The sequence below is a fragment of the Spirosoma luteolum genome (assembly GCF_054778875.1).
This window is the reverse complement of the sequence record NZ_BAAGZE010000008.1, coordinates 291,364-315,044: the sequence shown is the minus strand read 5'-3', so window position 1 is coordinate 315,044 and position 23,681 is coordinate 291,364. Positions and strand designations below refer to the sequence as shown.

Genomic DNA, 23,681 nt, shown 5'->3' with positions numbered 1-23,681 from the left:
GGGCCAGCCCCCACGTGTTCGACGCTACCGGAGCATCCGCTTGTAGGTTTGGGCAATCGTGCTGGGGGTCACCTTCATAAAAAAAAGCGAGAACGCCGTCAGATTGGCAATCTGCACGCGTAGCCAGCTGTTTTTGTCATACTTCCGGGCCGAAACAATCACGTCTTTAGGAATGATGGCAAACCGGCTGATGGCCCGAATCCGGACAATGATGTCGAAGTCCTCCATGATGACGTAGTGTTCCCGAAATCCCCCCAGCTGATCGAACAACGACCGGGTGATAAACAGCGTCTGATCGCCCCCGCGACTCATCAGGCCGGGAAAACGGGTGCCGTAGCTGTTCAATCGCAGGAGCGGATGAGACGAGGCAAACCGGAAACGGTAACAGCCCGCCGGGTAGTTATTGCCGATGGCCTGCCCGATATCGGTTATAAAATCGGGGTGAATCTGCGTATCGGCGTGCACAAAGTAGAGCACCTCACCGGTAGCGAGCGACGCGCCGTAGTTCAACTGAGCGGCCCGCCCCGCCCGGGGCGATACGACCACCCGGGCACCGGCCTGCCGGGCTTCGGCTACGGTGGCGTCGGTACTGCCGCCATCGATCACCAGCACGTCAACCAGCTGACGACCACCGTAAGTACGGAGTGCCTGGACCAGCCGGCCAATGTGGATAGCTTCATTCAGAGTGGGTATAATTACGCTAAGCGTCACGACAAACCAGGATTACAGATTACAACTGTTCCATCGGTAAACAGCCGCTGGAACAGCCAGAATGGGCGATTTAAAAGGCTTCGCCGAGGGTAAGATATAAACCGGACGATTGCCGACCAAACCCATAGTCGACCCGGATGTGCTGGCCGTCGTTGTTGATCCGGACACGCAGACCCACCCCGCCGGCTACTTTCGGGTCGCTCACACGGATGAGCGTCTGGGCATCGCCCAGCCAGCCAACTGCCCCGAAGGCGGTGGCCGACAGGCGTTTCCAGATGTGAAAGCGCCCTTCGGCCTGCAGCAGGGCCAGGTTCTGATCGCGGTATCGACCTTCGTAATACCCCCGCATCCGTTTGCCCCCGCCCAGCAGCGACAACGCGCTGAACGGGGCCGTTCCCCCGCCACCGGTTATACTTACGACATAGTTGAGCGCCAGGATGGCCCGTTGGCTCAGTTTATGGTAGCTCGCCACATCGGCCACGTAGCGGTTGTAGCGAAAGTCACTGCCCAGTGCAGCACCGTGGCCCAGGTAGCTGAGGTCGGCCACCACCCCCAAACGGGGGTAGAATACGTTGTCGCGGGTGTCGTAGAACAGGCCCAGCCCGCCCCCGGCCATACGGCCGCCCAGCCCGCCCGGTACTGTCCCCGACGCCAGCAGGCCGCCCGGTTCGGTTTTGGTGATCTGGTAGTTTTCGTACTCGTAGCGCAGCCCCGCGTAGAGGTGGGGTCTGATTCGGCGCAGGGCGTTGACCCGGATACGCGGGTAGTCGACGCCGTAGTTTTCGGCCGGCACCTCGCGCTGCCCCAGCCCGTAGAAATTGTAATTGTAGCGGTAATAACCCGCTTCGCCGTAGATATAGTAGCGGTTGCGGTCGTAGAAGACCTGAAACGGGACGAAGAGCAGAATCTGCTTGTTCTGGGTGTAGGCACCCAGGAGCTGCACGTTGGATGGCCGGGGCCGGTCGGGGTGGCCGGGTGGCAGCGAGTCGGCCCGGAGCAGCGCCTGATCGCGTCGAAACCGAAAGGTCGCCGACAGCACGGCCCCGTAGGCCAGGCGGGTTTCGGGGGTGTAGTAAACGATCGGGAAAGGAAACAGGCTAACCGCTTTGAGGGTGTCGCGGGGGGGAGTCAGCAGCGAAAGCAGCAGCGTGAGGGTGAGCATAGAAAACGGGGTGTCTCTGACACTACGCAGAAACACCCCGTATGGTTTGCCGGGTCGCCGGAACGCCGGGTCGCCGTTACCGGTTGACGTAACTGATGAGCCGCGGGGCCTGCGCGCCGGTCTTGCCCGGAACGCCCTGCGCCACCAGGGTCAGCACCCGCCCTGAAGTCGAACTGGAGAAAACCAGTGCCGTGGTGACGTTGGTCGTGGTGCCGGCCAGACGAAATACAAACGACGCGTTGTTGCTCACGTCGACCCCGATGAAGGGCGATACGCCCTGGTAGCCAATGTTGGAGGCCAGAACCGTACCCGACGAAAGGGCCAGATCGTAGGCTGTGCTGCCCGGAATGAGGTTGATAAACCGGACGTAGAACTTACTGGGGTCGTTGGCCGCGCTGAAATCGTCGTTGATCAGCGATACCTGCGGCTGCGCGCCCGTGCCCAGCACCAGCAGCGAGTAGTACTTGCTATCGTCGAGGGTCAGCATCTGGGTAGCTACGGGACTCATGCCGGCGGCCGTGGTCGCGGCCGGCGTGCTCAGTACCGCCGTAACCTGCCCGGTGGGCACGACCGCGTAGTTCGACACCGAACCCGGGTACGTACTGCCGTAGGCAATGGACGAGGGTACGCCCGTGCCGGCGCTGATGCTGCTGGCCCCGGTAGGAATACCGGCACTAACCTTCTGCCCGTTGATGGCTAATTCGAGGGCCGGCGCGTCGGGCGCGGAATGAACCAGTTTGATGCGGGCGCCCGACTGTATCGGTGATACTGGAATCGAGAGCGTATTGCGCTCGCACGACCAGCCCAGCAGGACTGTCAGCAGCAGCACGAGAGTGTATAAACCGTTGCGAAAAGACATGGTAAAATAGCTTAAAGTTTATAGCGGGTGACGAATTCGGTGCTGGCTGCACCGCTCGCCACCCGCGTGGCTAGGGTTGCGTAAACCAAACCGGTTTGGTGTGGTAGTCGAGGTCGAGGGCGCCGATGCGGGCCAGCGCGTCGACGTTCCAGACGTATTCCGAGTTGTAGCGGGGGCGCAGGCGTTGCGCCGGCTTGCCGTTGTTATTGGTTGGGAAGGTCTGCGGCAGCTGGAAGCTCGTAAACACATCGGCACTGTAGTTATACCGGCGCAGATCGGACCACTGCTCCAGGAAACCCCAGCCCCACTGGGCAATGTACTTCTGCAGCATAATCTGACTCAGCGTAACCGCGCCCGTGGCGGGTACAATGGCAGGGTTGGCCAGGTAGGTGGCCCGGTCGGCGGCCGAAACGCCCGTGAACGCCATGTGGGCGTCGATACCTCTCCGGTAGGCCACCAGCGCCGTAGCCTGATCGCCTTTGGCCAGCGCGGCCTCGGCCTTGATAAACTGCAGCTGCGAATAGGTCATCATCGGAAACGGGCCCTTGTCGGTAAAGATGTATTTGCCCGTGGTGCCCGCTGGTGGAATGCTGTTGAGGGCTGTTTCCCACGGGCTCTGCACCCGGGCAGCCGCTGGAATGCTGGCTGCCGTCGACTGCCCACCGCCGGGGTTGAGGCCCCGGTACACGCCGTCGTTACTCTTGGCCATCATCTGCGGAATGCGGGGGTCTTTCACGTCTTTGAAGACCCGGCCGTCCAGGAGCCGCAGCATAAAATCGCCCTGGCCATACACCTGCAGGTTCTGACGGGTAGGGCCGAAGAAGCTGGCGTCGGCTGTGCTGTTGCCATTGAAGGGCATGAGGGCATTGTCGTCGTTGCCCGTCAGCGAACTGTCGACGTAGGCAATCACCTTGTTGGGGTCATACAGGTTTTTCTTGTTCGACAGGTGCTGGGCGTTGATGGCCAGCAGGCCGTAGGCAAAGCGTTTCCACTTCAGGCGGTCGCCCTTGTACATGATGTCGCCCCGGGCCAGCTGCGCCTGCGACACCTTGCCGTCGGCCCGGTTCAGGTTCGGGATGGCTTCGGTCAGCAGCTTCACCACTTCGGCGTAGGCCGCTTCCTGCGTGTCGTAGTTGAACTGGTTTTTCTGCGGGTCCTGGTCGAAGGCTTCCGACAGAATGATTTCGCCGTGAATGTCGGTCAGCATCTGCCAGCCCCAGGCTTTCATCACCAGACCCACGCCCAGGTAATCCCATTTCTGGTTGGCGCGGGCATCGTCGATCAGGTTGACCAGGTTACGGCCGGCCTTGAAATACACGTTCCGCCACAGCTCGCCCCCCACGTCGGAGGCCGTCGCATAGCCGTGCAGATCCCAGGTGTCGCCCGACAGGTACGACTGCCAGTTCTGGTTGTACCGGCCCAGCACCCGTCCGTCGAACTGCACGCCCAGGGCGTAGTTGACTTCGATGGGGGCCAGCAGCAGTGCGGCCTCCACCTGATCGGGGTTGTTCGGGTTTTTGTTGATATCGAGGTACTTGTCGCAGCTACTCAGCGTCAGCAGTAGCAGACTGAGCAGCGTATAGATGGATGTTCGTTTCATAGTAAAAATTTCAAATGCGGGAAGTCCAGTTTCAGTATACTGTCTCCAGTTTTCGGTATTCAGTGTTCAGTCGTCAGAAGGTGGCGTCTCGGTGGCCATTGGTAAATCGGCCACGGACCGGTTTTCAGTTTTCTGTATACTGTAAACTGTGTACAGAAAACTGTAAACTGAAAACTACAAACCGACCGTCAGGCCGACATTGAGGGTGCGGGGCAGGGGCAGGTTACCGAAGTCGATACCGAAGCCTCCCGAACCACCCGTTACGGAGTTGCTGGCATTCACGCCCGGGTCGCCACCCGAGTAGTTGGTCAGCAGAAACAGATCGGTGCCGGTGGCGTAGACACTGGCCGTTTTAAACACCCGCGAGCGGTTGAGCAGCGAAGCGGGGAGGTTGTACCGCAGCGTGATATCCTTCATCCGAACCCAGCTGATGTTGCGTTCTACGAAGTTTTCATCGGCCAGCGACGTGTAGAAGCCGTTGTTGTAGTAGGGCACCACCTGAATATTGTTTCTGGTCGGTGTTGCCGTGTTTTCGAGTCCGTCTTTCAGCACCCCGTCGAACGCCCGTGGCGTTTGCCGGTCGAGGGTGTTGCGGCTCAGCCCCTGCCGGTACAGAAACTCCTGTGTGGCGTTATACACGTCGCCCCCCTTCCGGATGTCGAGTAGGAAGCTCAGCGACAAATTGTTTTTAAACGTAAACGCGTTCAGGAAGCCCATAGTGAAGGCCGGGTTGCGGTTGCCCACCACTTTCCACGACGTTTCGACATAGGGAAGTCCCGTTTGCGGGTTGATCAGGATATCGCCGTTGGTGTTGCGCACGTAGGTGTCGCCGGTCAGGGTCGTCAGTGGGCTACCCACGCGCACCCCGTTGCGGATGTTGCGGTACACCCAGGTATCGGAGTTGTAGTATTCCGACAGGCCGTTGGGCAGGCTCATCAGCTGGCTGTTGGTCTTGGTGAAGTTGACCGTGGTGTTCCAGCTGAACGCCCCTGTCCGGACTGGCTCGGCGTTGAGCGACAGTTCGACACCATCGTTCCAGAGGTCGCCGGTGTTGATGGTTTTCAGGACAAAGCCCGTACCGTAGCTGATCCGCAGGTTCTGAATGATCTGGTTGGTGCTCTTGGTGCGGTAGTAGGCGGCATCGAGGCCCAGCCGGCCGTTGAAAAACTTCAGTTCGAGCCCCGTTTCAAACGAGTTTACTTTTTCGGGCACCAGGAAGGGGTTGGGCGCCGTGAAGCCGTAGCTGAAGCCCCCGCCCGTAGTGGTCTGATTCTCGTAGGCCTGCGAGGTCGCGTAGACCGGTGCTTCCTTACCCACCTGAGCCGCCGATACGCGCAGCTTGCCGTAGCTCAGCGCCTTGCGGAAAGCGCCCTGGGGCACCAGTTCGGTGAACACAAAGCTGGCCGACGCCGACGGATAGAAGAACGACCGGCTGGCCTTGGGAAAGGTGCTGCTCCAGTCGTTGCGGCCCGTAACGGTCAGAAAGAGCAGATCGTTGTAGCCCAGCGTCAGATCGCCAAACACGCCGATCAGCCGGCGCTGCTGCGTGGTCGACAGCGATTTCTGGGTCAGCGGATCAGTGTTGTTGATGCTCGTGAAGTTGGGGTCCAGGAATTTCTCGCCCCGCGTCGACAGCGCGTTATAGCGGTAATCGTAGATGGCCTGCCCCACGCGCAGCGACGTGCTCAGCTTGTTGAACTGCTTTTTGGCGGTGGCGAAATACTGCACCGTCAGGGTCCGGTTGTTATCGGTCGACTGGTCGAGGGAGCCGCCGATGGTGCCGCCCGAGCGGTTCGATTCGGGATGGTATTTGATCAGATACTGCGTCGAGTAGACGTCGAGGCCCACGCGGCCGCTGAAGCTCAGCCAGTCGGTAGCGGTGTAGTTCAGGCCGATGTTGGTGATGGCCCGGTCGCCCTTGTCGCGCAGTTCGTTGCGGTTGACGTCGAAGAACGGGTTCTCGATCTCGGCGTCGCCCGTAATTTTCCGGCGGCTGCCGTCGGCGTTAAGGTAGTTGCTCATATCGTCGGTGCTGGGCCACTGCAGCATACCGAGCAGAAAGCTGTTGGCACCCTTCGATACTTTGGTGTTAGCCGTATTGATGTACTGGAGCGTCGATTCGGCCGTGAGCCGGTCGCTGATTTTGGCGGTGCCGGCCAGCGTCAGGTTCAGGCGGTCGTAGCGCGTGGTCGGAATAACCCCACTCGTGCTGGTGTACCCGCCCGACAGCCGGAAGGTGTAGCGGTCGGTGCCCCCGTCGAACGACAGGTTGTGGCGCTGCCCGAAGCCCGTTTGCAGGAAGTTGTTGACATTGTCGTAGAAGGGGGTGTTCTCGGTATAGGCCGGTCCGAAGTAACTGAACGTATTGTTCTGCGAAACCCCGTTGATGCCCTGCCCATAGACGCGCTGTACCTGCGGCAGCCGCTTCTGGCTGATTTCCTGCCAGGTAAAACTGTTGGTGTAGCTGATCCGACCCTGCCCGTTGCGGCCTTTCTTGGTCGTAATGACCACCGCGCCGTTGGCCGCTTCCACACCGTAGAGGGCGGCTGCTTCGGGGCCTTTCAGAATAGTGATGTTTTCGATGTCGTTGGGGTTGATGTCGGCGGCCCGGTTGCTGAAATCGACAGTCCGGTTCTCAAACGACGTGCCCGAGTTTTTGGACGCTACGAAGCTGGCGCTTTCGGCCGTACGGTTGCTGATGGGCATCCCGTCGATGACAAACAGGGGCTGGTTGTTACCGCTGATCGAGTTGATCCCCCGGATAATCACCTGCGACGACGATCCCGGCAGGCCGCTGGTGGTAGCCACCTGCACCCCGGCCACGCGCCCCTGTAGGGCGTTGAGAAAATTGTCGCGCTGGGTCTGGGCCAGGTCCTGGCCGGAGACCTCTGCAACGGCATAACCCAGCTGGCGTTTTTCGCGCTTGATACCGAGCGCCGTAACCACCACTTCGTTGAGGGCGTTGGCTTCCTGTTTCAGGCTCACGTTGACGACGGTCCCGTTGCCCACCAGCACATCCTGGGTGGTAGCTCCGATAAAACTGACGCGCAGCGTCTGTCCTTTGTCGGCCTGAATCCGAAATGTACCGGTGGCGTCGGTGGTGGTACCCCGCGAGGTGCCGCGTACGATGACACTCGCGCCCGGAATCGGGGAGTTGTCTTCCTGCGCCGTGACCCTACCCGTAATGGTGCGATCCTGCGCCGAGGCCCCCGACCAGAGGGCAAGCATGAGCCACAGCAGACGTAAACTGCGTATAAATGACATCATAGAAGATGAAGGATTGATTAAAAAATTGAGAAATGAAGCCAAAGTTGTTTCGAAAAAGACAAGAATACAAGTATATAGACTAGTAGAGTAACGGATTTGTCCAGGAGGCCCGACAGGCCCCGATTTGTCCGGGTGTGCTTGTATTATCTGTGTAAATAATTGTACTGATTAATATTTTATTTGGCTCAACTGCTTATTTATAGTTTATAAGTTGGTTTATAGGTGTTTAAGCCTAATTTTGTTCGGGCTCGATCGGGCCTGTCTGTCTCGTCAACCAACCCCATTTCTTCCCGCTTTATGGCAATCAACCGTCGTGACTGGCTTCGCACCAGTCTGTTGTCCAGTTTAAGCCTGGCCGCTGCTCCGGCCGCATTCTGTGAGCCCGAAGCTGAAGCGGCTTTTGCGCTGGCTCCTGGTAAGTCTGCGTTGAAAGCCCGTCTCTCGGCCAACGAAAATCCGTACGGACCGTCGCCGAAAGCACTCAAGGTAATTGCGGAAGCGGCCCCCGATGGCTACCTCTACGCCATGGAATATGCGAAGCAGTTTCGGAAACTGGTTGCCGACACGGAAGGCGTACCCGAAGCGTGTGTGCTGCTGGGTGCCGGCTCCGGCGAGCTGCTGACGGCGGCTTCGCTCTGGGCGGCCTACCGCCCCAACGCCGGCCGCACCATCGTGGCACCCGACCCCACGTTCGATGCGCTGCCCCGAACAGCGGTTAAGCATGGGATCACGATGGACAAAGTGCCGTTGGTGGCTGCCGATGGGTACGACATCAATCTGAATAAATTAAACGAGCGTATCGGCAGCCAGACCGGTATGGTCTACCTCTGCAATCCCAACAACCCCACGGCCATCACGGTCGATCCGGCCAAACTGCGGGCGTTCTGCGAAGCGGCCGGGCCCAAAGCCCCCATACTGGTCGACGAAGCCTATATCGACTACACCCCCGATCCGAAAGCGTATTCCATGGTCGATCTGGTGCGCAAAGGGGCCAATGTGATCATTACCCGTACGTTTTCTAAAGTACACGGCTTTGCGGGCCTGCGTACGGGTTATCTGCTGGCCAAACCCGAACTGGTCGAACAGATCGGCAAATTCTCGACGGGAGGGAGCGGACTGAGCATGACAACACTGCGGGCGGCCATGGCCAGTCTGCAGGATAAAGACTTTGTCGCCTACTCGCTGGGCAAAACGCAGGAGTCGAAAACCTATCTCTACAATGTGCTGAAGCAACATAACTACGAGCCCCTGCCATCGGGTGCCAACTTCGTTATGTTTCCCATCCGGATGAAAGGCGAAGATTTTGTGGAACGGATGATGGACCAGGGCGTTGCTATCCGGCAGTGGAAATTCGACGGGCAGTACTGGTGTCGGGTAAGCCTGGGCACGATGCCGCAGATGCAGGCATTCGCGGAGGGACTCAAGACGATCTCCTGACCGGACCGTCAACCAGCCATCAACCAGTCACCGGCGCTTGCGTCGTTAACAGAAAAAGCCAGCAACGTTGCTGGCTTTTTCTGTTAACGGATGAGTTGGTTTTACCGTGTCTGGATTTTGCGGCCGGTCACGGGCGGGCAAAGCGGCACCGTACAGGTGAATGGTACCGTTGCCGTTGCCGTGGTCAGACTCTCAAAACCGGCATTATCGATAACCCGGAACGGAATGACCGCCGTAACGACACCATCGATCGGATCAACGTGTACGGGTGTCGTGCTGGATACCGTTACGCCCCCGTTCGGAAAGGTAGCGCTGGTGTACAGCGTCGTCCCGATGGTGATCGACGTGAGGTTCGAGGGGAAAGCCGTATAACGAATCTGGGTGACGGTGCCATCGGGGTCGGTACCGGTCAGGCTCGCTGGCGGTACAACCAGGCTGTTGGTACCGCCGGGGTTGGCCCGGGCTACCACGGTGGTCGACGTTGGCGTGGGCAGTTGCTCGATGCCGAAGTTGACGCCCGTCACGTTGGCCGTTGTCAGCGTCACGCTGGTGATGCCGTTGACGGTGCCGTCACCGGCCGTGGCGGTACCCTCGCCGGTGTTGACCCAGCCGGTGGGCAGACTGGCGGCTGGCGGGGTGGCGCCGGTAGTGCCCGCCGTGGTGCTCAGGCGGACCTGGTAGCTGCCGCCGTTGAGGCCCGCAAAGCTGTAGGTACCGTTGGCAGCCACGGCCACCGAACCGATGACGGTGTTGGCGACTGGGTCGGTGAGGACCGCGAAGAGCGTACCGCCGGCGTTGGTGCCCGTGCCGTTGACGGTGTTGTCGGTGAGCCCGTTGGCATCGTCGAAGACCGTGCCCGACAGCGTCAGGGTCGTAAACGGCACGGATACCGAGCCCGTAGCGGTGCTCGAGAAGCCGGCGTTGTCAACGGCCCGGAAGGGGATCACGGCCGTGACCGCCCCATCGACGGGGTCGATGCTAACGGCGGTGCCCGTGACGGCGGTGACGCCCCCGGCGGGGAAGGTGGCGCTGGTGTAGGCGGTGCCACCGATGGTCAGGCTGGTGACGTTGGTCGGAAAGGCGGTGTAAATAATCTGGGCGACGGTGCCGTCGGGGTCGGTGCCGGTGAAGCTGGCCGGCGGGATGCTCACGCCGATTGTGCCGCCCGGATTGGTCTGAGCGGTGAGCGTCGACGAGGTTGGTGCGGGCAACTGCTCGATGCCGAAGTTGACGCCCGTCACGTTAGCCGTCGTCAGCGTCACAGCCGTGATGCCGTTGACGGTGCCGTCACCGGCCGTGGCGGTACCCTCGCCGGTGTTGACCCAGCCGGCGGGCAGACTGGCGGCTGGAGCAGCCGCGCCGATGGTACCGGCGGTGGTGCTGAGCCGCACCTGATAGCTGCCGCCGTTGAGGTTCGCGAAGCTGTAGGTGCCGTTGGCGGCCACGGCCGTCGAGCCGATAACGGTGTTGGCGACTGGGTCGGTGAGGACCGCGAAGAGCGTGCCGCCGGCGTTGGTGCCGGTACCGTTGACGGTGTTGTCGGTCAGCCCGTTGGCATCATCGAAGACCGTGCCCGACAGCGTCAGGGTCGTAAACGGTACCGAAACCGAACCGGTGGCGGTGCTGGAGAAGCCGGCGTTGTCGACGGCCCGGAAGGGAATCACGGCGGTAACGGCCCCGTCGATGGGGTCGATGCTGACGGCCGTGCCGGTGACCGCCGTCACGCCCCCGGCGGGGAAGGTGGCGCTGGTGTAGACCGTGCCGCCGATGGTCAAACTGGTGACATTCGATGGGAAGGCGGTGTAGATAATCTGGGCGACGGTGCCATCGGGATCGGTACCGGTGAAGCTGGCCGGCGGGATGGCAACGGCCAGTGTACCACCCGGATTAGCCTGTGCCGTCAGGGTGCTGCTGGTCGGTGCCGGCAGTTGCTCGATGCCGAAGTTGACGCCCGTCACGTTGGCCGTCGTCAGGGTGACCGCGGTGATGCCGTTGACGGTGCCGTCACCGGCCGTAGCGGTGCCCTCGCCGGTATTGACCCAGCCGGCGGGCAGGCTTGCGGCTGGCGGGGTCGCGCCGATGGTACCGGCGGTGGTCGAGAGTCGTACCTGGTAGCTGCCGCCGTTGAGGTTCGCGAAGCTGTAGGTGCCGTTGGCGGCTACGGCCGTGGAACCGATGACGGTGTTGGCCACCGGATCGGTGAGTACGGCGAAGAGCGTGCCGCCGGCGTTGGTGCCGGTGCCGTTGACGGTGTTGTCGGTCAGCCCGTTGGCATCATCGAAGACCGTGCCCGACAAGGTCAGGGTGGTAAACGGTACGGATACCGAACCCGTAGCGGTGCTGGAGAAGCCGGCGTTGTCGACGGCCCGGAAGGGGATCACGGCCGTGACGGCTCCGTTGATGGGGTCGATGCTGACGGTCGTACCCGTCACCGCCGTCACGCCCCCGGCGGGGAAAGTGGCGCTGGTGTAGGCGGTGCCACCTATGGTCAGGCTGGTGACGTTGGTGGGGAAGGCGGTGTAAATAATCTGGGCGACGGTGCCATCGGGATCGGTACCGGTGAAGCTGGCCGGGGGGATGGCCACGCCGATTGTGCCGCCCGGATTGGTCTGGGCGGTGAGCGTCGAGGAGGTCGGTGCGGGCAGCTGTTCGATGCCGAAGTTGACGCCCGTCACGTTAGCCGTCGTCAGCGTCACGCTGGTGATGCCGTTGACGGTGCCATCACCGGCGGTGGCGGTGCCCTCGGCGGTGTTGACCCAGCCGGCGGGCAGACTGGCGGCTGGCGGGGTGGCACCGACGGTGCCGGCGGTGGTGCTCAGTACAACCGAATAGTTGCCGCCGTTGAGGCCCGCAAAGCTGTAAGTGCCGTTGGCGGCTACGGCCACCGAGCCGATGACGGTGTTGGCCACCGGATCGGTCAGCACCGCGAAGAGCGTGCCGCCGGCGTTAGTAGCCGTGCCGTTGACGGTGTTGTCGGTGAGCCCGTTGGCATCATCGAAGACCGTGCCCGACAAGGTCAGCGTGGTAAACGGTACGGATACCGAACCGGTAGCGGTGCTCGAGAAGCCGGCATTGTCGACGGCCCGGAAGGGGATCACGGCGGTAACGGCCCCGTCGATGGGGTCGATGCTGACGGCCGTGCCGGTCACGGCGGTGACGCCCCCGGCGGGGAAAGTGGCGCTGGTGTAAACCGTGCCACCGATGGTCAGACTGTTGACGTTGGTGGGGAAAGCGGTGTAAATAATCTGGGCGACGGTGCCGTCGGGATCGGTGCCGGTGAAGCTGGCCGGCGGGATGGCCACGCCGATTGTGCCACCGGGATTAGCCTGTGCCGTCAGGGTGCTGCTGGTCGGTGCGGGCAGCTGCTCGATGCCGAAGTTGACGCCCGTCACGTTAGCCGTCGTCAGGGTCACGGCCGTGATGCCGTTGACGGTGCCGTCGCCGGCCGTGGCGGTACCCTCGGCGGTGTTGACCCAGCCGGCGGGCAGACTGGCGGCTGGCGGGGTCGCGCCGACCGTACCGGCGGTGGTCGAGAGTCGTACCTGGTAGCTGCCGCCGTTGAGGTTTGCAAAGCTGTAGGTGCCGTTGGCGGCCACGGCCGTCGAACCGATGACGGTGTTGGCCACTGGATCGGTCAGCACGGCGAAGAGTGTGCCGCCCGCGTTGGTGCCGGTACCGTTGACGGTGTTATCGGTCAGCCCGTTGGCATCATCGAAGACCGTGCCCGACAGGGTCAGGGTCGTAAACGGCACCGAAACGCTACCCGTAGCGGTGCTCGAGAAGCCGGCGTTGTCGACAGCGCGGAAGGGAATCACGGCGGTAACGGCCCCGTCGATGGGGTCGATGCTAACGGCCGTACCCGTCACCGCCGTCACGCCCCCGGCGGGGAAGGTGGCGCTGGTGTAGGTCGTGCCGCCGATGGTCAGACTGTTGACATTCGATGGGAAAGCGGTGTAGATGATCTGGGCGACGGTGCCGTCGGGATCGGTGCCGGTGAAGCTGGCCGGGGGGATGGCCACGCCGATTGTGCCACCGGGATTAGCCTGTGCCGTCAGGGTGCTGCTGGTCGGTGCGGGCAGCTGCTCGATGCCGAAGTTGACCCCCGTCACGTTAGCCGTTGTCAGCGTCACGGCCGTGATGCCGTTGACGGTGCCGTCACCGGCGGTGGCGGTACCCTCGGCGGTGTTGACCCAGCCGGCGGGCAGACTGGCGGCTGGCGGGGTAGCACCGACGGTGCCGGCGGTGGTCGAGAGTCGTACCTGGTAGCTGCCGCCGTTGAGGTTCGCGAAGCTGTAGGTACCGTTGGCCGCTACGGCCGTCGAGCCGATGACGGTGTTGGCCACTGGATCGGTCAGCACGGCGAAGAGCGTGCCGCCCGCGTTGGTGCCGGTACCGTTGACGGTGTTGTCGGTCAGCCCGTTGGCATCATCGAAGACCGTACCCGACAGCGTCAGGGTCGTGAAGGGCACCGAGACCGAGCCGGTAGCGGTGCTCGAGAAGCCGGCGTTGTCGATGGCTTTGAAGGGGATCACGGCCGTAACGGCGCCATCGATGGGGTCGATGCTGACGGCGGTGCCCGTGACGGCGGTGACGCCCCCGGCGGGGAAGGTGGCGCTGGTGTAGGTCGTGCCACCGATGGTCAGGCTGGTGACGTTGGTGGGGAAGGCGGTGTAGAGGATTCGGGTGACAGTACCATCGGGATCGGTGCCGGTGAAGCTGGCCGGGGGAACGGCCACGCCGATTGTGCCGCCCGGGTTAACCTGCGCCGTCAGGGTGCTGCTGGTCGGTGCGGGCAGCTGCTCAATGCCGAAGTTAATATTGGTGATGTTAGTTACTCCCAGAACGACAATGTTATTGCCATCGGTTAAACCATCGGGTGTTGTACCAACGCCTTCGCCCGTAATGGTGTAGCCAGCGGGTACGGTGGCAGCGGGTGCTACCGATCCGACCGTCAGAGTAGTCGTCGACAGGCGAACATTGTAGGTGCCCGGCAGTAAACCCGCAAAATTATAGGTGCCGTTACTTGCCACAGAGGTCGATGCAACCACGGTGCCTGCTCCCGAGATAAGCACCGCGTACAGCTGCCCACCTGCATTGGTAGCTGTACCGTTAACCAAGTTGTCGGTCAGCGCATTAGCGTCGTTGAACACTGTTCCCGAGATACTCATGGTAGTGAAGGGTACAGAAACCGAACCGGTAGCGGTGCTGGAGAAGCCGGCGTTGTCTATGGCCTTGAAGGGAATCACGGCGGTGACCGCTCCGTCGACGGGGTCGATGCTGACGGCCGTGCCGGTCACGGCGGTGACGCCCCCGGCGGGGAAGGTGGCGCTGGTGTAGACCGTGCCGCCGATGGTCAGGCTATTGACGTTGGTGGGGAAGGCGGTGTAGTTAATCCGGGCCACGGTGCCGTCGGGATCGGTGCCGGTGAAGCTGGCCGGGGGAACGGCCACGCCGACGGTGCCGCCGGGGTTACCCTGCGATGCCAGTGTGGAGGAGGTTGGCGCGGGCAACTGCTCGATGCCGAAGTTGACCCCCGTCAGGTTGACGTTGGTAATCGTTACGTTGGTGATACCGTTGACGGTGCCGTCACCGGCCGCAGCGGTACCTTCGGCGGTGTTGGTCCAGCCGGTGGGCAGACTAGCTGCGGGTGGTGCGGCACCGACGGTGCCGGCAGTGGTGCTCAGGCGTACCTGGTAGCTGCCGCCGTTGAGGCCCGCAAAGCTGTAGGTACCGTTGGCGGCTACGGCCGTCGAGCCGATGACGGTGTTGGCCACTGGGTCGGTCAGCACGGCGAAGAGGGGGCTGCCGGTGTTGGTAGCCGTGCCGTTGACGGTGTTATCGGTGAGTCCGTTGGCGTCATCGAAGACCGTGCCCGACAGGGTGAGCGTAGTAAACGGTACGGAAACCGAAGCGGTGGCGGTGCTTGAGAAGCCGGCGTTGTCGACAGCCCGGAAGGGAATCACGGCGGTGACGGCTCCATCAACAGGGTCGATGCGGACGGCGGTGCCGGTGACGGCGGTGACGCCCCCGGCGGGGAAGGTCGCGCTGGTGTAGACCGAGGCCCCAATGGTCAAACTGGTGACGTTGGTGGGGAAGGCGGTATAGATGATCTGGGCGACGGTGCCATCTGGATCGGTACCGGTGAAACTGGCGGGCGGAATGCTCACCCCAACCGTACCGCCGGGATTACCCTGCGCCGTCAGGGTGCTACTGGTCGGTGTAGGCAGCTGCTCGATACCGAAGTTGACATTGGTCAGCGTTTCGCCGGTGGCACTCGTGCCGGCAATGGTTGCCGTAACGATACCATTTACAGTGCCGTCGGTAGTCGTTGGGGTAGCGCCCACGCCTTCGCCCGTATTGACCCAGCCCGTTGGCAGGGCTGCGGCCGGGGGCGCACTGCCCACGGTACCCTGGGTGGTGCTGAGCACAACTGTGTAGGTGTCGGCGTAGATATTCGTAAATGAGTAGGTTCCATCGGCTGCGATGGGGGTAGTGGCAATAACCACACCACTGCTACTGACCAGGTTGGCGAAGAGCGTGCCCCCCGCATTGGTGCCGGTCCCATTGATGGTGCCCGCGTTGCCATCGTCGAAGACGTTACCCGAGAGCGTAGATGGCGGGCCGAGGGATGCACTGAGCAGGTATTGATCGCCATTCCATCGGTTTGCATTACTCCAGGCGGTACCCTTACCATCACCACGTATAAAAAGTTTGAAGGTGAGCGAGGTTATGTTTGTGCCATTTACCCGGACACTGCCCGAAGCCCCACCGCTGCCACTGGTCGCCGTGATCACACTGGCGCTGTTTCCGATGGTGGTGGTACCGCTGGTTGGCGTAACGGTAAATTCGGTTGAACCCGACAGTCGGGTCAGACTGGTAGGCGACACAAAATCAAATTCGGCTGCAAAGCCCTGGACATTACCCGTCGTCCCGGCGAAGCCACCCATGCCCACAAATGTGAGAACTGGGTAAGCAACAGGTCTGTTGAATGTCAGCGTTATATCACCATAGTAATAACGTCCTGCGGTAACGGCACTAAGGCTGGCCAGTGGCTCAATTGTTGTGAAAAGATTGAATCCATAGTTAGAAGCGACATCGAAGCCTGTACCCGTTGTACTGTATGGGTTTGAGGTTAGCATGGGGTTGGTCGCTCCCCCAATCGCGTTTAGCTTGTTGTAGACAAGTGTTGCCGCAGCAAACTTGGCTGTATTATTCAGCGTAGTGCCGAACTGAGTGCCGCTCCCGCTAACGCCGTTGCCCGCTGCGTTGGCAATGTTTGTGTAGACCTGGTTGGATAGGCTGGCCGACACGGAGAATGGCGGGGTGGTGGGCACAAAGGTCGTACCCGTGGTGTTCTGGAGCAGGGTCATAGCTTCCGGTGTCGTAACCGTTGGTCCCGTAACAACCGTGCTCGAGACGCTACCCGAAGCCAGCTCCAGTTCGTTCTGGGCGAAGCTGGTGTGCGGCAGCAGGCCCAGCAGCAACAGACCCAGCAACCAGCCGGCCAGGCGGGTCGGTTGATGAAAAAGGCTGACTACCGCCCGAAAACGGTTCGGCAGACGGGACGAAGTAAGGTTGCGAAAAACGGCGAGTAAAGTAATCACAAGCAGCGGCAGTTATGATGTACGGGGGCGGCAGATACCGGGCTGGCCAGTCAATAGTCACGACAGCGTGACCAAACTGGCGCAGGAAGCTACCATTCGGTGAAGATTGACCACAAAATCTGCGCCAGAGCAACAAAACGGTAGCTACAAACGCCAGATCCTCATAACCAAAGCGATTATGGGTCCAAAAAATAGATTGGCCGTACAGGCGCGTCCGGCCGCGGACTACCGTATTTTTACCGCATGTCTACAATTACCATTGCCCCCATCCTGGAGAGCCTGCCCGCTTTTCTCGAAACAACCGATTTCTCGGCCATTGCCCTGATCGTCGACAACCATACGTACCGCCACTGCTACCCAGCGCTTAAAGCCGTATTACCCAGACATACACTGGTTCGGATCAAGGCGGGCGAGGAGCAGAAACACATGGCTACCTGCGAGCTGATCTGGGATGCCCTGACGCGGGCCAACTTCGACCGGCACGCCCTGGTGCTCAATCTGGGCGGGGGCGTAATCGGCGATATGGGCGGCTTCTGCGCGGCTACCTACAAGCGGGGTATCGCCTTTGCGCAGGTGCCCACCACCCTGTTGGCACAGGTCGACGCCAGCGTGGGCGGCAAACTCGGCATCGACTACCGGGGCTTCAAAAACCACATCGGCACGTTTCAGGAGCCCGAAACGGTGCTGATCGATCCGGCTTTTCTGGAAACGCTGCCCGAACGCGAACTGCGCTCGGGCTTTGCCGAGGTCATAAAACACTGCCTGATTGCCGATGCGGCCATGTGGGAGCACATTCGGGTGCGCGACCTCGACGAGCAGAACTGGCCTGAACTGATTGCCCATTCGGTAGCCGTGAAGCAGCGTATCGTGGCCGACGACCCGCGCGAAAAAGGCATTCGCAAGACGCTCAACTTCGGCCATACACTCGGCCACGCCGTCGAAACGTATTTTCTGACCAACGCCCGGCCGGGGGGGAGCCAAAAGCGGCTGCTCCACGGCGAAGCCATTGCCGTGGGTATGGTTGCCGAAGCGTTTATCGCCTATCAGCGCGGATTAATTGACGAATCGCTGCTGACCCAAATCGAAGAATACATTTTTGCCGTATATGGACGCGTGAAGCTAGGCGAAGCCGATACCGATCCCATTCTGGCACTGACTCTGCAGGATAAAAAAAATCGGGGCAATCAGGTACGGATGGCTTTACTAGACGGCCCCGGCCACTGCGCGTTCGATCTGGTGGTGACAACGGCCGAGATGCGCCGGGCCCTGGCCTTCTACGGCGGTTTGATCTGATGGCAGCCTGCCCGGTCAGTCTTCGGCAGCCATCGGCATAACGTTTGCTAAAATTTGGCAGCATCCGATTGTTTGCCAAACAATTACGTATATATTTGACTTTAGCGTTTGTATTCTTTTTTAGTACGCGTAACCCCAGTTCTATCGAGTAAAACCTTTTACAAAGCGTCGTATGAAAACCGGCATTGGTATCCTGTTTATCCTGGCTGTTGTAGTCCTGGCCGGCTGTTCGCCCAGCCGTCTGTTTGTTGAACATGACTACAGCTACGAGGGCCATTTTAAGAACTACGAATCGTTTAATTTCCTGGAATGCGAGTTCGTCGATTCGACCCTGCTCTGCTCCGACATTCAGGACGCCATTCGCCACCAGATGGAAGCCCGCGGCTACCGCGTCAGCAACCGCAATCCCAATCTGCTGATTTCGTACAACATCTTCCGCTCCGACCTGCGTTTCCGCGGGTATCAGCAACCCGTTATCAAAGACTGGGTGGTGCGCGAAGACGACGATGCTACCTACAAACGGATCGACTACAACCTCGACGAAGGCACGCTGATGATCTCGCTTATCGACGCCGAATCGTATCAGGTGATCTGGAAAGGCTACGCGTCGAAGATGATGCGCAACCAGAACTTCAAAAATAACTATTTCAAGGGCATTGTCCGGTCGATTTTCGACCAGTATCCGCTGATGGCCACGGCCCGCTAGCCGCATCACGACGCTATACGAAAGCCGGTCGTTCCGTTATCGTTCTGATAATGGGACGACCGGCTTCTTTTTGGGAGTTCTTTACCGGGTCAGGGCCTTGAAAATGCCTTCCAGCGAATGCTCCTGCTGCCGGAGCCCAACGAGGGTCAGGTTCTGATCGGCAGCGAGCCGGAAGATCGCCGACCGCAGATCGGTACCGGCTGTTGCCGTTATCCGATACTGCCCGGGCTCCAGGGCCTCCACCGCAACAACGCCCGGCAGATTCAGCTGCGCCGGATCGGTCAGCGGGGTTTCGAACTCGGCCACTACAATCACCGGCCCGGCCGTACTGTCGGTCGAGGCCGCCCGCAGGCCACTCAGCGAACTGTCGGCCACGACGCGGCCCCGGTTGATGATGACGACCCGGTCGCAGAGGGCTTCGACCTCCTGCATGATGTGGGTCGAGAAAAGCACCGTTTTGTCGCGGCCGGCTTCGCGGATTACCTGCCGGATCTCAACCAGCTGATTGGGGTCGAGGCCGGTTGTCGGTTCGTCGAGAATCAGGACGGGCGGGTTGTGCAGCAGGGCCTGCGCCAGGCCCACGCGCTGGCGATAGCCCTTGGACAACTGTCCGATGCGTTTGTGCTGCTCGCGGCCCAGCCCTACACGCTCGATGATGTCGGTAACGGAGCGGGTCAGTCCACTGCCCGAGAGGCCGTGCAGGGCGCCTGCAAACCGCAGGTACTCTTTCACGTAGAGATCGAGGTAGAGGGGGTTGTGTTCGGGGAGGTAGCCGATTTGCCGGCGCACGGCCATTGCCTGGGTGCTGACATCGAAACCATTTACTTCGACGGTGCCGCTGGTGGGAGCCAGGTAGCCGGTGGCAATTTTCATGGTGGTCGATTTGCCGGCTCCGTTGGGACCCAGAAAACCAACAATTTCGCCGGGGCTGGCCGTCAGAGAAATGCCATCGACAGCCCGCTGCCGGTCGCTGCCGGCGCGGTCATATTCTTTTATCAGGTTCTGAACCCGGATCGACATAGGCGGTGCTTTTGGGGTAATAACGTACAAAAAACCGGAAAGTATCTTTATTTTTAGCGGTTAAACGCGAATAAAACCGGTTTCCCCACCGCTCATCAACATGTCTCTTTTCCGAAAGAAAACCGTATCCCAGATTTTGGCCGACGCAGCCGAAGGCGAATCCAGCAAACTGGTCAAGACGCTGGGCGTCCGCGACCTGACGTCCTTCGGCATCGCAGCTATTATCGGAGCGGGCATTTTCAGCACCATCGGATTGGCCAGTTACAACGGTGGGCCGGCGGTGTCGCTGCTGTTTGTCTTTACGGCTATTGCCTGTGTGTTTACGGCGCTCAGCTACGCGCAGTTTGCCAGTACCGTGCCCGTTAGCGGCAGTGCCTATACCTACGCTTACGTAGCGTTCGGCGAGTTGTTTGCCTGGGTCATTGGCTGGGCGCTCATTCTCGAATATGCCGTCAGCAACATGGTGGTGGCCATCTCCTGGTCCGAATATTTTACGTCGATGCTGAGCGGTTTCGGCATCACTTTCCCCAAATACTTCGCCACCGACCATGGGTCGGCTGCCCGGGCCTACGAACTGGTGGCGCAGACCAAAGCGGCTGGCACGGCGCTGACCACGCTCCCCGAAAACACGCGGCTGCTGGCCGAAGCCTATGCCAACGCTCCCGAGCTGGCGGGGCTGAAACTCATTGCCAACCTGCCCGCCGGCGCCATCACGGTGCTCATCACGGCGCTGGTCTACGTCGGTATCAAGGAGTCGCGGACGGCGAGCAACATTCTGGTGATTCTGAAACTGGCCGTGATCGGGCTGGTGATTGGCGTGGGGGCCTTCTACGTAAAACCCGCCAACTGGTCGCCGTTTGCGCCCAACGGCATCTCGGGGGTACTGAGCGGGGTGGCATCGGTGTTTTTTGCCTTTATCGGTTTCGACTCCATATCGACCACGGCCGAAGAGTGTAAGAACCCGCAGCGCGATCTGCCCCGCGCCATGCTCTACTGCCTGGGTATCTGTACCGTGCTGTACGTGCTGATTACGCTGGTGCTTACCGGCATGGTCAACTATAAGGAGCTGGGCGTGAGCGATCCACTGGCCTACGTGTTTCAGAAGGTAAATCTGAACTTCGTTGCCGGGGTCATCTCGGTCAGTGCCGTAGTAGCCATCACGAGTGCGCTGCTGGTGTATCAGCTGGGGCAGCCCCGCATCTGGATGACCATGAGCCGCGACGGGTTGCTCTGGAAACGATTCTCAACCATCCACCCAACCTTCAAGACGCCGTCCTTCGCTACCATCATCACCGGTATTCTGGTGGCGGTGCCGTCGATGTTTATGGACCTGAAATTCTTCGTCGACCTGACCAGTGTCGGGACGTTTTTCGCCTTTATTCTGGTGTGTGCCGGTATCCTGTTCCTCGATGCCCGTGGCCTGACGGCTCAGTCGAAATTCAAGGTGCCGTACATCAATGGCAAATACATAATCGGTATTACACTGGTAGCCGCGCTGGTCTGGGCCATGCAGGGGGCTCATCTGCTCGAAACGCTCGAGGCCAAACCGCTGCTGGCGGTGTTCTGGCTGGTGTGGGCCGGTCTGGCCGTGCAGGGGTTCCGCAGCAATTTCTCGCTGCTGCCCGTTATCGGCATCCTGACCAATCTCTACCTGATGACCGAACTGGGGGCCAGCAACTGGCTGATTTTTGTGATCTGGCTGGTGATCGGTCTGGTCATCTACTTCTCCTACGGGTTCCGCCACAGCAAACTCGCCAGCGCCGGGGAGTAGGGGGGGGGGATTTCAGTTTTCAGTTTTCAGTTTTTGGTTTTCGGTTTGCACGCTGTAGACGCTGCGCGGGTTGGCCGAAACGGTTTACCGTTTTCGGTTTGTGGTTTGCCGTTTGAACGCTGTAGACGCTGCGCGGGTTGGCCGACACGTTTTACCGTTTTCAGTTTGTAATTTATCGTCTGCTTACTGTAGCCCCGGCGGGGGTAGTCGGTCCCAGTTGCCAATGATCGTCTGCATCAATGGCAGCCGGGACTGCTGGTTTATTTGCCGAAGAACAGAATGTGCTGCTGCGGCAGCCGACTGTCGTTGGCCAGCAAACGCAGGCCGATGGCACTCATTTCGCGTTTGGCCTGCGCCACACTCAGCTTATGCAATTCCTTGATCGGTACCGACGGGTCTTCGGCACGGTATTCGACCAGGGCGATCCGCCCACCCGGCCTAAGGGCATCGGCAATGTGCTGCATCATTTCGCGCGGATACGAAAACTCGTGGTAGGCATCGATCAGAATGGCGAGGTCGATGCTGCTGGCCGGGAGTTTGGGGTCCGATTCGGTGCCCAGCACGGGTGTCACGTTGCTCAGGCCCCGCTGCTGCCGGCCCTGCGTCAGGTACTCAATCATCTCGGGCTGAATATCGACGGCCAGTACGCGGCCTCTGGGCACGTTGGGCGCCATCTGAAAGCTGAAAAAGCCCGTACCGGCGCCGATGTCGGCCACCACATCGGTGGGCTTCAGGTTCAGTGCCTTCAGCAGCAGGTCGGTGCGTTCCTCCTGTTCGCGTTCGGGCCGGTCGAGCCACGATGCGCCGAGGTGGCCCATCACCTGCGCAATCTCGCGGCCCATATACACCTTACCGGTGCCATCGCGGGTCGGCGACTGATTTGTGTAGACGCGGCTGCTGTCGGGCAGGGTTGTGGTGGGGGGCTGCTGCGACGAACCGCGTTCGCAGGCCAGCAGGGTGGTCGTCAGAAGAATCAGGAGCCGAATCATGCTGGGTTGGTTTTGGTATGTTCGATAAACCATCTGTGGGGCTAAACGGTTGTTCTGGCAAATCATCCCAATCGCCTGCACGCATGAATTTTATCTTACATCTACTGCTTGATGCGGCCGTAATCTTCGGCCTGGCCTACCTGATGCCCCAGATCACGGTCAAGAGTTTCGGAACGGCCGTCCTGATCGCGCTGATCCTGGCTGTGCTCAACTTCTTCGTAGGCTGGATTATCCGGTTCCCGCTCAACCTGATCACCTTCTTCCTGCTGACGGGCCTGATCCGGATTGTGGTGACCGCTATTCTGCTCAAGCTTATCGACAAATTCATGGATAGCTTCACCATTGATGGGTTCTGGCCCGCGCTGCTGATCGCGTTCTCGGTCGCCATTGCCGGTATGCTCATCGACCGGTCGGCACCCAGTCAGGAGATGGTACAGTCGGGCTACGTGGTGCTGGCCAACCAGCCCCTGCTCAACCTGATCTGAGTTGCTACTGGTTAAACGCAACGGGGCGCCGAAGTCATGACTTCGGCGCCCCGTTGCGTTTGGCAATTAGGTGGTTAGTCGCTCCGGCGACCACCCGACAGCAGGCTGGCGTAATAGAGCAGTGTGGCCAGCGAACCCAGTGCGGCTACCACGTAGGTCATGGCCGCCCACCAGAGGGCGTCTTTGGCCTGCCCGTATTCTCGGTCGTTGACAACACCGCGCGACTGAATCCAGGCCAGGGCCCGGCGGCTGGCGTCGAACTCGACGGGCAGCGTTACGAAACTGAACAGCGTGGTCAGCGCAAACAGGGCTACACCGATGGCGAGCGGGATAGGCGTGGTACGCAGCATGAAAATGCCGGCCAGAATGACCCACTGCATATAGCGCGACGAAATGGTCAGGGCCGGTACCAGGGCCGACCGCAGCTTAAGCGGAGCATAAGCCTGCTGGTGCTGCACCGCGTGACCGCACTCGTGGGCCGCCACAGCAGCAGCGGCTACACTACGTCCGTAATAGACATCGCTGCTGAGGTTGACGGTTTTATCCTGCGGGTTATAGTTATCGGTCAGCATCCCTTCGGTCGAAACGACCCGGACGTCGTAGATGCCGTTTTCGTTCAGCATTTTCTGGGCAATCTCGGCTCCGCTCAGGCCATTGGCCAGACCAATCTGCGAATACTCGTTGAATTTGCTCTTCAGCCGCCAGCTCACAAAAGCGCTGACTGCAAAAATCACAATCATTAAAAGCCAGGGGGATATCATAGGGTATGCAATCAAA

Annotated in this window: 14 protein-coding genes; 5 read left to right on the top strand and 9 right to left on the bottom strand. The window is 60.5% G+C overall.

The features are described 5' to 3' along the window. Nucleotides 1–24: 24 nt before the first annotated feature. The 5 genes from ACYVAC_RS15300 to ACYVAC_RS15280 form a co-directional block, all read right to left on the bottom strand. Nucleotides 25–711 carry a TIGR04283 family arsenosugar biosynthesis glycosyltransferase gene (locus ACYVAC_RS15300; protein WP_461098615.1) on the bottom strand — a complete coding sequence of 229 codons (687 nt, stop codon included), beginning with the start codon at nucleotides 709–711 and terminating at the stop codon, nucleotides 25–27. 70 nt (nucleotides 712–781) lie between these two features. Next, nucleotides 782–1,873 carry a BamA/TamA family outer membrane protein gene (locus ACYVAC_RS15295; RefSeq protein WP_461098614.1) on the bottom strand — a complete coding sequence of 364 codons (1,092 nt, stop codon included), beginning with the start codon at nucleotides 1,871–1,873 and terminating at the stop codon, nucleotides 782–784. A 76-nt stretch (nucleotides 1,874–1,949) separates the two neighbouring features. Beyond that, on the bottom strand, nucleotides 1,950–2,732 hold the full coding sequence (locus ACYVAC_RS15290; RefSeq protein WP_461098613.1) for a DUF4397 domain-containing protein: 783 nt from the start codon (nucleotides 2,730–2,732) through the stop codon (nucleotides 1,950–1,952). Nucleotides 2,733–2,802: 70 nt separating this feature from the next. Further along, nucleotides 2,803–4,332, bottom strand: coding sequence for a SusD/RagB family nutrient-binding outer membrane lipoprotein (locus ACYVAC_RS15285; RefSeq protein WP_461098612.1), 1,530 nt, complete (start codon nucleotides 4,330–4,332; stop codon nucleotides 2,803–2,805). A gap of 174 nt (nucleotides 4,333–4,506) precedes the next feature. Continuing rightward, on the bottom strand, nucleotides 4,507–7,599 hold the full coding sequence (locus ACYVAC_RS15280) for a SusC/RagA family TonB-linked outer membrane protein (RefSeq protein WP_461098611.1): 3,093 nt from the start codon (nucleotides 7,597–7,599) through the stop codon (nucleotides 4,507–4,509). A 297-nt stretch (nucleotides 7,600–7,896) separates the two neighbouring features. Between ACYVAC_RS15280 and ACYVAC_RS15275 the strand changes: the two genes are divergently transcribed. Beyond that, nucleotides 7,897–9,036 (top strand): pyridoxal phosphate-dependent aminotransferase, encoded by a 1,140-nt coding sequence (locus ACYVAC_RS15275; protein WP_461098610.1) that lies wholly within the window; start codon nucleotides 7,897–7,899, stop codon nucleotides 9,034–9,036. A 101-nt stretch (nucleotides 9,037–9,137) separates the two neighbouring features. Here ACYVAC_RS15275 and ACYVAC_RS15270 read toward each other — a convergent pair whose 3' ends face one another. Further along, on the bottom strand, nucleotides 9,138–16,640 hold the full coding sequence (locus ACYVAC_RS15270) for a hypothetical protein (protein WP_461098609.1): 7,503 nt from the start codon (nucleotides 16,638–16,640) through the stop codon (nucleotides 9,138–9,140). Nucleotides 16,641–16,883: 243 nt separating this feature from the next. Between ACYVAC_RS15270 and aroB the strand changes: the two genes are divergently transcribed. Together aroB and ACYVAC_RS15260 are read left to right on the top strand one after the other, a co-directional pair. Further along, nucleotides 16,884–17,933: a 3-dehydroquinate synthase gene (gene aroB / locus ACYVAC_RS15265; protein WP_461098608.1), complete on the top strand. Its 1,050-nt coding sequence runs from the start codon at nucleotides 16,884–16,886 to the stop codon at nucleotides 17,931–17,933. Nucleotides 17,934–18,105: 172 nt separating this feature from the next. Beyond that, nucleotides 18,106–18,639 carry a DUF4136 domain-containing protein gene (locus ACYVAC_RS15260; RefSeq protein ID WP_461098607.1) on the top strand — a complete coding sequence of 178 codons (534 nt, stop codon included), beginning with the start codon at nucleotides 18,106–18,108 and terminating at the stop codon, nucleotides 18,637–18,639. 81 nt (nucleotides 18,640–18,720) lie between these two features. Here ACYVAC_RS15260 and gldA read toward each other — a convergent pair whose 3' ends face one another. Beyond that, nucleotides 18,721–19,659 carry a gliding motility-associated ABC transporter ATP-binding subunit GldA gene (gene gldA / locus ACYVAC_RS15255; protein WP_461098606.1) on the bottom strand — a complete coding sequence of 313 codons (939 nt, stop codon included), beginning with the start codon at nucleotides 19,657–19,659 and terminating at the stop codon, nucleotides 18,721–18,723. Between the two features lie 100 nt (nucleotides 19,660–19,759). Here gldA and ACYVAC_RS15250 point away from each other — a divergent pair, with 100 nt between their 5' ends. Continuing rightward, nucleotides 19,760–21,430 carry an amino acid permease gene (locus tag ACYVAC_RS15250; protein ID WP_461098605.1) on the top strand — a complete coding sequence of 557 codons (1,671 nt, stop codon included), beginning with the start codon at nucleotides 19,760–19,762 and terminating at the stop codon, nucleotides 21,428–21,430. A 260-nt stretch (nucleotides 21,431–21,690) separates the two neighbouring features. Here the strand turns inward: ACYVAC_RS15250 and ACYVAC_RS15245 are convergent, their stop codons facing one another. Next, nucleotides 21,691–22,419 (bottom strand): class I SAM-dependent methyltransferase, encoded by a 729-nt coding sequence (locus ACYVAC_RS15245; protein WP_461098604.1) that lies wholly within the window; start codon nucleotides 22,417–22,419, stop codon nucleotides 21,691–21,693. Between the two features lie 83 nt (nucleotides 22,420–22,502). Between ACYVAC_RS15245 and ACYVAC_RS15240 the strand changes: the two genes are divergently transcribed. Continuing rightward, nucleotides 22,503–22,904, top strand: coding sequence for a phage holin family protein (locus ACYVAC_RS15240; RefSeq protein ID WP_461098603.1), 402 nt, complete (start codon nucleotides 22,503–22,505; stop codon nucleotides 22,902–22,904). 74 nt (nucleotides 22,905–22,978) lie between these two features. Here ACYVAC_RS15240 and ACYVAC_RS15235 read toward each other — a convergent pair whose 3' ends face one another. Next, nucleotides 22,979–23,644 carry a zinc metallopeptidase gene (locus ACYVAC_RS15235; protein ID WP_461098602.1) on the bottom strand — a complete coding sequence of 222 codons (666 nt, stop codon included), beginning with the start codon at nucleotides 23,642–23,644 and terminating at the stop codon, nucleotides 22,979–22,981. Nucleotides 23,645–23,681 lie beyond the last annotated feature (37 nt).